Genomic DNA, 12,047 nt, shown 5'->3' with positions numbered 1-12,047 from the left:
GATCAGAAGTCCTGCGTGCCGGGAACGACGATGGGCGCATCCGCGAGGCGGATCGTCTGGCCGTCGGCGAGGGAGTGGACGCCGGCGACGACGACGCGGTCGCCCGCCGCCAGCCCGCTCGCGACGCCGACATAGTCGCCCTTCCGGTCCGAGACCGTGACCGGGGACCGCTTCGCCGCGTCGCCGGCGGCGTTGACAATCCACACGGAATCGCGCCCGTCGGCGCCGAGGATGGCGGTGGCGGGCAGCACGAAGCGCGGCGCGATCCTGCGCACCAGCGACACGGTGATCGTCGCCCCGAGCCGGAACGCGCGCGGCGGGTTGTCGAGCGACATCCGGATACGACGGGTGCGGGTGCTCGCATCGGCGAAGGGCGCGGTCTCGCGCACGATGCCGACGGCGGTGATCTCGGGGGCGCTCTGCAGCGCCACGGTGAAGCGGCCGTCCTTCGGCATGGCCGCGACGAGGTCGTCGGGGATGTCGACCACCGCCTCGCGCACCTCGGGCCGCGCCACGGTCACCACCGTCTGCCCGGCGGTGAGGTCCTGCCCGATCTCGGCGTTGCGCTGGGTGACGACGCCGTCGAAGTCGGCATGGAGCTCGGTGTAGCCCATCTGGTCGCGGGCCTTTTCCAGGCTCGCCTGCGCCTGGGTCAGCCGCGCCTGCGCGGTGTCGCGGTTGGCGACGGTGCTGTCGAGCTGCGCCTGGGTGACGTTGCCGCCTTCCATCAGGCGCCGGGTCCGCGCCTCGGTGGCGGCGGCGTTCTCGGATTGCGCCTTGGCATCCGCCACGTCGGCCTCGGCACGGGTCATGGCGAAGCGCGGCACCACGGTGTCGAGGGCAGCCAGCCGCTGCCCCTTCTTCACGAGGTCGCCGACGGTGACGTCGCGCGCGACCACCCGGCCGGCGATCTGGAACCCGAGCTGCGACTGGTAGCGCGGCTCGACCGTGCCGGCGAACGGCCCGAACCGCACCGACGCGATCGGCTTGGCGACGGCGTACAGGACCGGCCGCACCGGCGGCGCCTTCGCGTCCTCGGCGGGCTTGCAGGCGGCGAGCGCGAGCAGCGACGTTCCGACGATGATGGAAGGGGCCCGAAACCGCCCCCCTCCCCCCCCTGCGCGGGAGGAGGAAGGGAAGGCGGCGGCAAAGAAACGCTCGAACACCGTCACTTCGCGGCTCCCGTCGCGACCTGCTCGGCCACCGTCACAGTCTGGCCGGGGCGAAGGAACTGGATGCCGGCGATGACGACCTCCTCGCCCGACGCGACCCCGCTCGACAGCGCGATGCTGTCGGGGCCGTAGCGGTCGATCGTCACGATGCGGGGCGCCACCGTGCCGCCGGCGGGATCGCGTACCCAGACCGCGGGCTTATCCTCCCAGCGGTAGAGCGCCGACCACGGCAGCACGATCGCCGCGTGGCTCTGGAACCGGCCACGGCCGATCACCACCGCGCCGAGGGTCATCGCGGGTGGCGTCTGCTTGAGGCCGACCTTGACGCGGACGGTGCCGGAGGCCGGATCGACGCTGGGCGAAATCTCGCGGACGCTGCCGACGGCGGTCACCGACGGGTCGCCCTGGAGCGTCACGTCGACGGTGCCGGATTGCGGAGGGGACGCCAGCAAGGCCTCGTAGACGTTGAAGACCGCATCGCGCGGCCCGTCCTGCGCCAGCGTCAGCACCGACTGGCCGGCCTGCACCACCTGCCCGGTCTCCAGGGAGCGGCTGAGCACGATGCCGGCCACGCCCGACCTCAGCTCGGTGTAGGACAGCTGCTCCTGCGCCGTGCCGAGGGCCGCCTTGGCCGAATCGACCGCGGCCTGGGTCGTGCGCAGCTGCTGCTCGGCGTTGTCGTAGGAGGGCCGCGTGGTGTAGCCGCTCGCCATCAGCGCTTCCTGGCGCTTGAACCCGAGCTTGGCCTGGGTCGACAGCGCCTCGGCCGAGGCGAGCGCCGCCTGCGCGTTGGCGAGGTTCGAGCGTTGCTCGCGCGGGTCGAGCCGGGCCAGGACCTGATCGGCTGCGACATGGTCGCCGACCTCGACGAGGCGGGTCTCGATCTTGCCGGCGGTGCGGAACGAGACGCTGGTCTGCCCCTGCGCCTGGACGTCGCCGGTGAAGACGACGTCGCCGGCGATCGGGCTTTCCGCCGCGATCACCGTGCGCACCAGGGTCTGCGCCATCAGCGGCACCGGATCGGCACGGACGGCGGTCGCCGCCAGAAGCGTCGACGCTAGGACGATGGAAAAACCTCGGTTCACGGCGTGCATGGTCCCGACTCGATCTATCGCGGCCGGAACTTATCCGCTATATTACCGACCGTCCAGACGGTTTTTACGGGCGGTATCGATGGACGATGGGACGGCGAAGACGCGTAGCCGGCGACAGGATCGCGCCGAGGTGATCCTCGACGCGGCCGAAGCCCTGCTCCGGCGCTCCGGCAGCCGCACGCTGACGATCGACGCCGTCGCGGTGGAAGCCGGGCTGAGCAAGGGCGGCGTGCTGCACCACTACGCCTCCAAGGATGCGCTCGTGACCGCGCTGGCGGTCCGCAAGGTCGGCCGGCTTCGCGCCGGCATAGCCGCCTGCCTCGCCGCCGGCCCGCGAGGGCCCGCCGCGCTGCCGCTGGCGGTGATCGCCCATGCCCGCGAGATGTACGCCGAGGAATGCGGGTTTCCGGATGCCCTGCTGATCGCGTCGGCCGACAACCCCGAGGCCGTGGCGGCCTTCTCCGACTTCCTGGCCGAGCAGCTCGCGGCGATGGGCGCGATCGAGGGGCGCGCGGGCCAGGGTGCGGCGCTGACCTTCTCGATCCTCGGCCTGATGCTGAGCCGCTCGCTCGACTTCCACCGCCTCGACGGCGCGGCGCTGAATTGCCTGTTCGACGCCCTCGAGACCCAGGCGCGGGCGCTGCCCGCGGATCAGTAGAAAGCGTTGGCCGCCAGCGCCTGGAACACCAGGGCGTGGCGGCCCGCGAGCGCGTCGACATCGTGCGTGTAGCCGCCGCCGATCACCGCGACGAGCGGGATGCCGCGGGCGCGCGCCTGCCCGACGACGAAGCGGTCGCGGGCGAGCAGCCCGTCGTCGCTGAGCGCGAGCCGGCCGAGGCGGTCGTCGCGATGCGGGTCGACGCCGGCATTGTAGAACACGAGGTCGGGCGCCAGGGCGTCGAGGAGGGGCGGAAGCCGCGCCTCGAGCACGGCGAGGTAGCCGGCATCGTCGAGCCCGTCGGGCAGGCCGATGTCGAGGTCGCCGGCGATCTTGGCGGTCGGGTAGTTCTTCTCGCAGTGGATCGAGAGGGTAAAGAGGTCCGGCGAGCGCGCGAGGCAGTCGGCGGTGCCGTCGCCCTGGTGCACGTCGCAATCGACCACGAGCGCCCGCCGGATCGCGCCCTCGGCCTGCAGGGCGCGGGTGGCGACCGCGACGTCGTTGAAGACGCAGAACCCCGCCCCCTGCTCGCGCCGGGCATGATGGCTCCCGCCTGCAGCGCTTCCGGCGAGACCCTGCGCGAGGGCGAGGCGCGCCGCGAGCAGCGTGCCGCCGACCGAGGCGCGCGAGCGGCGGACGACGCTCGCGTCCACCGGCAGGCCGATCGCCCGCTCGATCGCCCGCGGGACCGAAAGAGCGAGGACGGCCTCGACGTAAGCCGCATCGTGGGCGAACCGCAGCAGCTCGGGCAAGGCCGGCTCCGGCGTCACGAACCCGCGCGGCGCCAGCCCGCGCTCCGTCAGGACTTCGGCGAGCCGCCCGTACTTGCGCATCGGGAACCGGTGCCCGGCCGGCAGGCTCGCCTCGTAGGCCGGGTGGAACACGATCGGCGGGATCACCGCGCGCCCTTCAGGTCCGCGACGATGCGCTCGCCCAGCGCCCGGCCGCTGTCGAAGGCCGCCTCGATCCGCGGGCCGAGGCACCAATCGCCGGCCGCGCCCAGCCGCTGCGCCGGATCGTAGAGGCAGGGCTCGCCGAGCGCCGTCTCGACCATGGCGTAGCGCCAGCGATGGACGGCGGCGTAGGCCGGGCGGACCGCCCGGCCAAGACGGGCTTCGAGCGCGCCGATCAGCGCGGCCCGGACCGCCTCGCGCGGATCCTCCAGATGCGTGCGGGACCAGTCCGGCGCGGCATGCGCCACCAGGGCGTGACCGGCCGCGCGGCCTGGCTTGGTCTCCTCGCGCACGATCAGCGCGATCGGACCGTCGGCGAACGCCAGATGCGCCTTCGAGAAGCCGGGGTGCTCGTCGAGGTCGAGGAGCAGCGACCAGCACGGCGCGTAGGTCGCCCGGTCCGGCCCGGCCAGGACGAGACCGCTCGCCGCAATCAACGCCACGACCTGCGGCGCCGGGAAGGTCAGACCAACGGCGGCGAAGGGACCGCTGGCGACGCCGTCCGCATCCGTCAGCATCCAGCCGGCCTCCGAGCGCGCGATGCGGATGATCGTGGTCTCGAGCGAGACCGGAAAGCCGTCGAGCAGGGCGCGGACCGGCGCCGGCATGCCAGGCAGGCCGACGGTGCGGCCGTCCTCGCCCCAGGACGCAGCGACGCCGGACGCGATCCAGGTTGCGCACTGCGCGCGGAGCGCGTCGCCCTTGGCGCGGAAGAACTGCGCGCCGTGGTCGAAGCGCTGGCCCGTCCTGGTGCGCCGCGTCGCCATGCGCCCGCCGATGCCGCGGCCCTTGTCGAAGATGCGGACGGCGATGCCGGCTTGGGCGAGGCGTTGGGCGGCGGCGCCGCCCGCCATGCCGGCTCCGAGGATCGCGACGGTTCCGCCTTCGGCCAAAGCTTCGCTCCCCTGGGTGCGCCCGAGGCTGTCATACGGCTGAAATGCGCACCCTGTTAGGGGCAGTCCGCCGGCGCGGCCGCACGCCGCGGGACAGGCCGGTTCGGAGATGCGTGCCGCATGGGTCTCGCCAGCACCTTACCGGCCCTCGACGGCACCGCGCTCGCCCTCGCGCCGTGCGCGCTCCTGACGATCGTCCACCTCGCGAGCCTGATCGTGGCGGGTCGGCGGATCGGCCGTTCGCCCGGCGAGACCACGTTCCCCGCCGGCGCACCGATCTCCCTGGTGCGCCCGGTCTGCGGCCTCGAGACCTTCAGCGAAGAGACCCTCGCCCGCGGCTTCGCGCTCGACCACCCGGCCTATGAGATCCTGTTCTGCGTCGCCGATGCCGCCGATCCGGTGCTGCCGCTGGTCCGCCGCCTGGTCGCGGCACATCCGCAGGTTCCGGCCCGCATCCTGATCGGCGACGAGCGCATCAGCGACAACCCGAAGCTCAACAACTGCGTGCGGGGCTGGGAGGCGGCGCGACACGATTGGATCGTCATCGCCGATTCAAACGTGCTGATGCCGGCGGACTACCTGCAGCGGATGCAGGCGGCGTGGCGCGCCGACACCGGCCTCGTCTGCTCGACGCCGATCGGCGCACGGCCGGACGGGATCTGGGCCGCGGTCGAGTGCGCCTTCCTCAACACCCTCCAGGCGCGCTGGCAATATGCCGGCGAGGCGGTGGGGCTCGGCTTCGCGCAGGGCAAGAGCATGCTCTGGCATCGCCCGTTCCTGGAGGCGCAGGGCGGCATCCGGGCGCTGGCCGCCGAGATCGCCGAGGACGCGGCGGCGACGAAGCTGGTGCGCGCGGCCGGCCGCCGCGTCCACCTCGTCGCGGCGCCGTTCGAGCAGCCGCTGGGGCGCCGCAGGGCGTCCGAGGTCTGGTCCCGCCAGATCCGCTGGGCGCGCCTGCGCCGGGTGACGTTCCCGCTGTTCTTCGCGCCCGAGATCGCCAGCGGCACGCTGCTGCCGTTCCTGCTCGCAGGGCTCCTGGCCGGAACCTGGACGGCGGCGGCCGGCCTCGCCGCTCTCGCAGCTCTGGGCTACGCCGCCGAGCTCCGGCTGGCGACGCGCGCCGGCTGGTTCCACGCCCCCCGCCTGCTCCTCGCCTTCGTTCTGCGCGACGCGCTGATCCCGCTGGTCTGGTGCGCGGCCTGGACCCATCGCGCGATCGTCTGGCGCGGCAACGCCATGGACATCCGCCTCAAGCCCGTCGTCCGGCCGCGACGGGTCGGGCGGACGGCGCGCCCCGCCTGACCCGGTTGCATCGCGGCGCGAACGGCGCGATGCCGGTCGCGGATCATCAGCAGCGGTCGGTCACGTGCGCATCGCCATCCTCGAAGCCGGATCGCCGCCGGCGCGGCTCGACCGCTTCCCCTCCTACGGCGCGATGACGGCTCGGATGATCGGGCCGGCGCACGACAGCACGATCTTCGATGTCCGCGCAGGACGGATGCCCTCCGATTGGCAGGCGTTCGACGGCTACGCCGTCACCGGCTCGGCGGCCGGCGTCTACGATCCGCTGCCGTGGATCGCGCCGCTGATCGCGGCCCTGCGCGCGCTCCCGCCGGAGAAGCGCCTCGTCGGCATCTGCTTCGGGCATCAGGTGATGGCGGAGGCCTATGGCGGCCGCGCGATCCGTTCGGAGAAGGGGCGCGCCCTCGGCCTGCACGGCTACGCGGTGACGGAGCGGGCGCCGTTCATGGACGACGCGACACGGATCGCGGTGGCGGCGTTCCATCAGGATCAGGTCGTCGTGGCCCCGCCCGCGACCCGCGTGCTCGCGGCGAGCGCCTTCACGCCCTACGCGATGCTGGAATACCGGGACCGCGCCGCGCTGTCGGTGCAGTTCCACCCGGAATTCGAGCCCGACTACACCCGCGCCCTGATCGCCGGCCATGCCGATGCGCAGGATGATCCGGAGCGGGCGCAAGCGGCGCTCGCCACGCTCGACGCACCGGACGACCGGCACCGGGTGGCGGGCTGGATCCGACGATTCCTGGAGCAGGGATGAGAAGGTTGGTGCGGGTAGAGGGAATCGAACCCCCACGCCTTGCGGCTGGCGATTTTGAGTCGCCCGCGTCTACCAGTTCCACCATACCCGCGACGGGGAGCCTTTTCGCACAGGTCCCGTGGCCGGGCCAAGCCCTTTCCCGGGGTCGCGCACGGCGTGCGGCGGATCGCCGGCACGCTGGTGCGGTCGGGCCGGCTGTGCTCAAAGGGCGCCCTGCCCCGAGGAACCCGATGCACAGACAGGCCCGATGATCCGCCGCCTCTACGAGTGGATACTCGCACTTTCGGGCAAGCCCTCCGCGCCCTACGTCCTGGGCGCCGTGGCGTTCGCCGAGAGCTCCTTCTTCCCGGTCCCGCCCGATGCGATGCTGGTGCCGATGGCGGTGAGCCGGCCCGACCGGGTGTGGTTCTACGCGCTGATCGCCACGGTCGGCTCGGTGCTCGGCGGCCTCGTCGGCTACGCCATCGGCGCGCTGCTGTTCGATTCGCTCGGAACCTGGCTGATCCGGCTCTACGGCCTGCAGGACAAAGCGGCGACCTTCCAGCAATCCTATGCCGAGTACGGGCACTGGGTGATCCTGCTCAAGGGGCTGACGCCGATCCCCTACAAGCTCGTGACCATCACCTCGGGCTTCGCCCATTACAGCCTGTTCTGGTTCACGCTGCTGTCGATCGTCACCCGAGGCGCGCGTTTCTTCATCCTCGCCGGGCTGCTCGGGCGCTACGGCGTCCAGATCCGCGGCGTGCTCGACCGCCATCTCAACGCGGTCGTCGCGATCTCGGTCGCGGTGATCGTCCTCGGCTTCGTCCTGTTCAAGGTGATCCTCTAGATGAGCTACGCCGCCCTGCTGCGCCTGCGCCGCGCCGCGCTCGCCGTCCTGATCGGCTCGATCCTCACGGTCGGCGCCGCCCTGGTGCTGCAGTTCGGCTACGGCTACGCACCGTGCAAGCTCTGCCTGACCGAGCGCTTGCCCTACTACGCGGCGGTGCCGCTCGCCGTCCTCGCGCTGTTCCTGCCCGAGCGGCTCTCGCGCCTCGCCCTCGGGCTGGCCGCGGCCGGCCTGCTCTACGGCGCCGGGCTCGGCGCCTACCACGCCGGCGCGGAGTGGGGGTTCTGGCCGGGCCCGACCGATTGCGGCGGCGGCACGGGCGCGAACCCGGCGGCCGTCGGCGATTTTCTGAACGCGTTGCAGACGACGAAGGTCGTCGACTGCTCGACCGCGGCGATGCGGGTGCTCGGCGTCTCGCTCGCCGGTTGGAACGCGGTCATCGCCTTCGTGCTCGCCGGCATCGCCGGCACGGCCGCAGCGAAGCCCTGAGCGATCCGACGCGATCGCTTACGAACGCCCGGCCGCTTCGACCGCGCGATCGATCAGTTGCGATCGTCGGGCATCGGCGGCAAGGGCGCGACGTCGATGCCCTCGTCGATCAGGGCGCGGGCCTCGTCCGGGCTGGCCTGCCCGTAGATCGCGCGCTCCCGCGTCTCGCCGTAATGGATCTTGCGCGCTTCCTCCGGGAACCGCGTCCCGACATGCTCGGCCGATGCGACGACGTGCTCGCGCAGGCTCCGCAGCATCTCGCGGATGCGCCGCTCCGGCTCGGCGATCATCGGCACCGGGGCGGGTGCGACGGGCACGGGCAGATCCGCGTCCGCGCCGCCCACGGGGCGCCCGCGGTCGGTGCGGGCGAGGCTCGGCGCCATCAGGCCCTTCACCACCCGCGACGTGTCGCAGACCGGGCAGGTCACGAGGCCGCGCGCCGCCTGAGCGTCGAAGGACTCGGACGAGGGAAACCAGCTCTCGAAGCCGTGCCCGGCCTCGCAGACGAGACTGTACCGGATCATGCCGTCACGACGGGGCGGTTCCTGGGGAGCCGACCCGCTCGACCGTGAACGGGCGCCCATGTTGCAGCGAGGGGATTCGCGCGCGCGCATCCGCGACCGCGGAAAGGTCGATCTCGGCCAGGATCACGCCGGGTTCGGCGCCGCCGGCATCGGCCAGCACCCGGCCCCACGGATCGACGATGAGCGAGTGCCCGTAGGTCTCGCGACCGTCCTCGTGCGTCCCGCCCTGGGCGGCCGAGATCATGAACGATCCGGTCTCGATCGCGCGCGCCCGGTGTAGCACGTGCCAATGCGCCTCGCCGGTCTGCCGGGTAAAGCACGCCGGCGCCGTCAGCACCGAGGCGCCGGCCTCGGCGAGCGCCCGGTAGAGGGCGGGGAAGCGGATGTCGTAGCAGATGCCGAGCCCGATCTCGGCCCACGGCGTCGGCGCGACGACGGCGCAGGCGCCGCCGGTATAGGTCGAGGATTCCCGCCAGCGCTCGCCGCTCGGCAGGTCGACGTCGAACAGGTGCAGCTTGTCGTAGGCCGCGACGATCGCGCCGTCCGCGCCGATCAGGAAGGCGCGGTTGGCGATCTTCTCGCCGGCGCGGATCGCGAGGGAGCCGATCTGCACCACCGTCCCGGTCTCGCGTGCCGCGTCGCGGAGCGCGGCCAGCGTCTCGTCCTCGTCCTGGCCGCGCACCACCGCGAAGAGCCGTGCGCGGTCGCGCTCGACCAGCGAGGTCATCTCCGGGGTCTGGACGAACTGCGCGCCGCGCGATGCCGCCTCCCGCACGCCGGCCACCGCCGCGTCGCGGTTCGCGCCCGGGTCGCGACCCGAGCGCATCTGCACGCAGGCGGCGACGAAGCGGGTCTCAGGCATTCGCGGAGGCCTTCAGCAGCGCATCGAGCTTGCCGGCCTTGTCGAGGGCGTAGAGGTCGTCGCAGCCGCCGACATGGGTCTCGCCGACGAAGATCTGCGGCACGCTGGTGCGTCCGCCCGCGCGCGCCATCATGGTGGCGCGTTCGGGGGGCGTCTTCTCGACGTCGATTTCACGGAATGCGACGCCCTTCTCCTTGAGCAGGCTCTTGGCCGCCGAGCAGTAGGGGCACCACGCCGTCGTGTAGATCGTAACCGGATTCATGGGCGTGTTCGCGTCCCGCGGATGACACGACCATATAGGGGTCGGCGGTCCCGATCGCCTATGGCCGGAACGTCACGCCGGCCGCCTCAAGCGGCGAGCAGCTTCTCAACCTCGTTGACCAAATCGCGCAGGTGGAACGGCTTCGACAGGACCTTCGCGTCCTTGGGAGCCTTCGAATCCGGGTTGAGCGCCACGGCGGCGAAGCCCGTGATGAACATCACCTTGATGTCCGGGTCGAGCTCGGTCGCCCGGCGGGCGAGCTCGATCCCGTCCATCTCCGGCATCACGATGTCGGTCAGCAGCAGCTCGAACGGCTCTTCGCGCAGGCGATTGTAGGCCGACAGGCCGTTGTCGAACGACAGCACGTCGAAGCCGGCATTCTGCAACGCCTTGGCCAGGAACCGGCGCATGTCGTTGTCGTCTTCCGCCAAGAGAATTTTCATCGGACGGTTCCGGACCCTCGAATCGCAACGTTCTTTTCATAAAGAGAGCCAACGGTAAACAAGACGTTAGGATTTGCCGCCCCTGCGAGGTGACAGGCCGCACCGCGCGGCCATGCCGGAGCCCGCCGGCACGGTGGACAGGCCGCCGCCGCCGCCCCACAGTGCGGCCCTGACGTTGGCCGTTCCCATTCCCGACGGTGCGCCTCCCCGCCGATGACGCTCCCCTTTCCGCATCAGACAGACGCCTTCGGCTTCTCGCCCGCCTTCGCCGTGGACGAGCCGACGCGGCACACGCTGCCGTTCGTGTTCAACACCGGCCATTCCGGGTCGGTCTACCCGAACAGCTTCCTGAAGGCTTCGCGGCTCGACGCGCTATCGCTGCGCCGGTCGGAGGACGCGCATGTCGACCGGCTGTTCGCCCAGGTGGTCGAGCTCGGCGCGCCGCTGCTGCGCTGCAATTTCCCGCGCGCCTATCTCGACGTGAACCGCGAGCCCTACGAGCTCGACCCGCGGATGTTCGAGGGCCGCCTGCCGCCCTTCGCCAACACGCGCTCGATGCGCGTCGCCGGCGGCCTCGGCACGGTGCCGCGCGTCGTCTCGGACGGGCAGGAGATCTATGCCGCGCGCATGCCGGTGGACGAGGCGGTGGCGCGCATCGACGGGCTGTACAAGCCGTATCATCGGGCTTTGCGCGGCTTGATCCTGCGCACCGTGCGGGAATTCGGGCGCTGCATGCTGATCGACTGCCACTCGATGCCGTCGTCGAGCCTGGGGCGCGATCACGATGCGCGAGCGGACTTCGTGCTTGGCGACCGCTTCGGCACCGCCTGCGACCCGGCGCTGATCGACGCCTTCGAGGCGGCCTTCCGCGCCCGCGGCTACAAGGTGGTACGCAACAAGCCCTATGCCGGGGGCTTCATCACCGAGCATTACGGCGAGCCGAACATCGGCCGGCACGCGCTGCAGATCGAGATCAACCGGGCCCTCTACATGAACGAGGCGAGCCTCGCGATCACGCCCGGCTTCTTCGACTTGGCCAAGACGCTCGGCGAGGCGATCGTCGAGGTCGCCGACGACCTCGGCTCGGAGACGCCGATCGGCATCGCCGCCGAATAGGTCGATAACGGCTCCTCGTCGGATCGGGCGCAGGGCGTCGCAGGTCCTTCCGAGGTTGCCTGTCGTTCTCCGGCAATCCTCGCCCGCGAGCGGGCATGACCGATCAGCCCCTCCCCGTCGTCACGGGGCCGCGCAGCGGAACCCGGGATCCAGAGCCGACGACGGCAGGATCGAGTACGGCCTGCGGTTCCGGATCCCCGGATCCCCGGATCCGCCTTCGGCGCCTCGGGATGACGAGGAGCGTGCAGAACCGTGGTTGCGTGAAACCGATGACCCCGGGCCCGACCACACACGTCGGGCAGTCCTGCGACCAAGAAAAAAGGCCACCCCCGAAGGAGCGGCCCGAAGTCTAGGGAGGAAACGCCCAAGAAGGGCTGCCGGACCGCGACGCCATCGCGATCCCGCAATGCACAAAGTAAATTGCGGCGCACAAAACGCAAGCGGAATACCCCTACCGGTTGCGCATACCCCGCCCGCTCCGGCTGCACGTCCGCAGCCGCCTAACCGTCGGCCAGGAGCTTCGCGATCTCGGCCTTGAGCGGGCCGGCCAGGTCCTTGCGGTCGAGCGCGTAGGCGATGTTGGCGGTGAGGAAGCCGAGCTTGGAGCCGGTGTCGTAGGTGCGGCCTTCGTAGTGCATGCCGAAGAAGTCCTGCTCGGCCATCAGCTTGATCATCGCGTCGGTGAGCTGGATC

Annotated in this window: 14 protein-coding genes, 1 tRNA gene and 1 pseudogene; 6 read left to right on the top strand and 10 right to left on the bottom strand. The window is 71.5% G+C overall.

Annotated features, from left to right (window positions below; all coding sequences use genetic code 11):
* Nucleotides 1-2 precede the first annotated feature (2 nt).
* Together MKK70_RS20585 and MKK70_RS20580 are read right to left on the bottom strand one after the other, a co-directional pair.
* Complete coding sequence (locus MKK70_RS20585; protein ID WP_243949862.1) at nt 3-1,085, bottom strand: efflux RND transporter periplasmic adaptor subunit; 1,083 nt, start codon at nt 1,083-1,085, stop codon at nt 3-5.
* Nucleotides 1,086-1,168: 83 nt separating this feature from the next.
* Complete coding sequence (locus MKK70_RS20580; protein WP_243949584.1) at nt 1,169-2,266, bottom strand: efflux RND transporter periplasmic adaptor subunit; 1,098 nt, start codon at nt 2,264-2,266, stop codon at nt 1,169-1,171.
* Nucleotides 2,267-2,345: 79 nt separating this feature from the next.
* Between MKK70_RS20580 and MKK70_RS20575 the strand changes: the two genes are divergently transcribed.
* Nucleotides 2,346-2,924 carry a TetR/AcrR family transcriptional regulator gene (locus tag MKK70_RS20575; RefSeq protein ID WP_147726499.1) on the top strand — a complete coding sequence of 193 codons (579 nt, stop codon included), beginning with the start codon at nt 2,346-2,348 and terminating at the stop codon, nt 2,922-2,924.
* On the opposite strand, the gene MKK70_RS20570 is transcribed toward MKK70_RS20575, so the two are convergent.
* Both MKK70_RS20570 and MKK70_RS20565 read right to left on the bottom strand, forming a co-directional pair.
* Nucleotides 2,918-3,823, bottom strand: a complete 906-nt coding sequence (locus MKK70_RS20570; RefSeq protein WP_409568301.1) for a histone deacetylase — start codon at nt 3,821-3,823, stop codon at nt 2,918-2,920. The genes MKK70_RS20575 and MKK70_RS20570 overlap by 7 nt on opposite strands.
* Entirely contained in the window at nt 3,820-4,770 is a 951-nt protein-coding gene (locus MKK70_RS20565; RefSeq protein WP_243949583.1) for an NAD(P)/FAD-dependent oxidoreductase, read from the bottom strand. The genes MKK70_RS20570 and MKK70_RS20565 overlap by 4 nt, the downstream gene beginning before the upstream one ends.
* 120 nt (nt 4,771-4,890) lie before the next feature.
* Here MKK70_RS20565 and MKK70_RS20560 point away from each other — a divergent pair, with 120 nt between their 5' ends.
* The gene (locus tag MKK70_RS20560) at nt 4,891-6,072 is read left to right on the top strand and encodes a ceramide glucosyltransferase (protein WP_147858087.1); all 1,182 of its coding nucleotides are present in this window, start codon (nt 4,891-4,893) and stop codon (nt 6,070-6,072) included.
* Between the two features lie 64 nt (nt 6,073-6,136).
* A complete protein-coding gene (locus tag MKK70_RS20555; RefSeq protein WP_243949581.1) occupies nt 6,137-6,829 on the top strand; it encodes a glutamine amidotransferase-related protein in 693 nt (230 codons plus the stop codon).
* A gap of 6 nt (nt 6,830-6,835) precedes the next feature.
* On the opposite strand, the gene MKK70_RS20550 is transcribed toward MKK70_RS20555, so the two are convergent.
* Nucleotides 6,836-6,920: transfer RNA gene (locus MKK70_RS20550), tRNA-Leu, on the bottom strand.
* 156 nt (nt 6,921-7,076) lie between these two features.
* Here MKK70_RS20550 and MKK70_RS20545 point away from each other — a divergent pair.
* Together MKK70_RS20545 and MKK70_RS20540 are read left to right on the top strand one after the other, a co-directional pair.
* The gene (locus MKK70_RS20545) at nt 7,077-7,658 is read left to right on the top strand and encodes a YqaA family protein (RefSeq protein WP_147727379.1); all 582 of its coding nucleotides are present in this window, start codon (nt 7,077-7,079) and stop codon (nt 7,656-7,658) included.
* A complete protein-coding gene (locus MKK70_RS20540; RefSeq protein ID WP_243949579.1) occupies nt 7,659-8,147 on the top strand; it encodes a disulfide bond formation protein B in 489 nt (162 codons plus the stop codon).
* A gap of 53 nt (nt 8,148-8,200) precedes the next feature.
* Here the strand turns inward: MKK70_RS20540 and MKK70_RS20535 are convergent, their stop codons facing one another.
* The 4 genes from MKK70_RS20535 to cpdR form a co-directional block, all read right to left on the bottom strand.
* On the bottom strand, nt 8,201-8,671 hold the full coding sequence (locus tag MKK70_RS20535) for a DUF1178 family protein (protein WP_243949578.1): 471 nt from the start codon (nt 8,669-8,671) through the stop codon (nt 8,201-8,203).
* Between the two features lie 4 nt (nt 8,672-8,675).
* A complete protein-coding gene (locus MKK70_RS20530; RefSeq protein ID WP_147841822.1) occupies nt 8,676-9,533 on the bottom strand; it encodes a carbon-nitrogen hydrolase family protein in 858 nt (285 codons plus the stop codon).
* Nucleotides 9,526-9,795: a glutaredoxin 3 gene (grxC, locus tag MKK70_RS20525; protein ID WP_243949577.1), complete on the bottom strand. Its 270-nt coding sequence runs from the start codon at nt 9,793-9,795 to the stop codon at nt 9,526-9,528. The genes MKK70_RS20530 and grxC overlap by 8 nt, the downstream gene beginning before the upstream one ends.
* A gap of 86 nt (nt 9,796-9,881) precedes the next feature.
* On the bottom strand, nt 9,882-10,238 hold the full coding sequence (gene cpdR / locus MKK70_RS20520) for a cell cycle two-component system response regulator CpdR (RefSeq protein WP_147727374.1): 357 nt from the start codon (nt 10,236-10,238) through the stop codon (nt 9,882-9,884).
* Between the two features lie 213 nt (nt 10,239-10,451).
* Here cpdR and MKK70_RS20515 point away from each other — a divergent pair, with 213 nt between their 5' ends.
* Entirely contained in the window at nt 10,452-11,354 is a 903-nt protein-coding gene (locus MKK70_RS20515; protein ID WP_243949576.1) for an N-formylglutamate amidohydrolase, read from the top strand.
* A 500-nt stretch (nt 11,355-11,854) separates the two neighbouring features.
* Here the strand turns inward: MKK70_RS20515 and MKK70_RS20510 are convergent.
* Nucleotides 11,855-12,047 (bottom strand): annotated as a pseudogene (locus MKK70_RS20510) (UTP--glucose-1-phosphate uridylyltransferase); the annotation flags it as partial.

The sequence above is a fragment of the Methylobacterium sp. E-041 genome (genome assembly GCF_022829665.1).
Taxonomy (GTDB): domain Bacteria; phylum Pseudomonadota; class Alphaproteobacteria; order Rhizobiales; family Beijerinckiaceae; genus Methylobacterium.
Note: the sequence above shows the minus strand (reverse complement) of the source record. Positions and strands in the feature narration are given on the sequence as shown.

Coding starts and splice junctions, on each gene's coding strand:
- MKK70_RS20580 (WP_243949584.1), bottom strand. CDS start 2,266: ATGCACGCCGTGAACCGAGGTTTTTCCATCGTCCTAGCGTCGACGCTT.
- MKK70_RS20575 (WP_147726499.1), top strand. CDS start 2,346: ATGGACGATGGGACGGCGAAGACGCGTAGCCGGCGACAGGATCGCGCC.
- MKK70_RS20560 (WP_147858087.1), top strand. CDS start 4,891: ATGGGTCTCGCCAGCACCTTACCGGCCCTCGACGGCACCGCGCTCGCC.
- MKK70_RS20545 (WP_147727379.1), top strand. CDS start 7,077: ATGATCCGCCGCCTCTACGAGTGGATACTCGCACTTTCGGGCAAGCCC.
- MKK70_RS20540 (WP_243949579.1), top strand. CDS start 7,659: ATGAGCTACGCCGCCCTGCTGCGCCTGCGCCGCGCCGCGCTCGCCGTC.
- MKK70_RS20535 (WP_243949578.1), bottom strand. CDS start 8,671: ATGATCCGGTACAGTCTCGTCTGCGAGGCCGGGCACGGCTTCGAGAGC.
- MKK70_RS20530 (WP_147841822.1), bottom strand. CDS start 9,533: ATGCCTGAGACCCGCTTCGTCGCCGCCTGCGTGCAGATGCGCTCGGGT.
- grxC (WP_243949577.1), bottom strand. CDS start 9,795: ATGAATCCGGTTACGATCTACACGACGGCGTGGTGCCCCTACTGCTCG.
- cpdR (WP_147727374.1), bottom strand. CDS start 10,238: ATGAAAATTCTCTTGGCGGAAGACGACAACGACATGCGCCGGTTCCTG.
- MKK70_RS20515 (WP_243949576.1), top strand. CDS start 10,452: ATGACGCTCCCCTTTCCGCATCAGACAGACGCCTTCGGCTTCTCGCCC.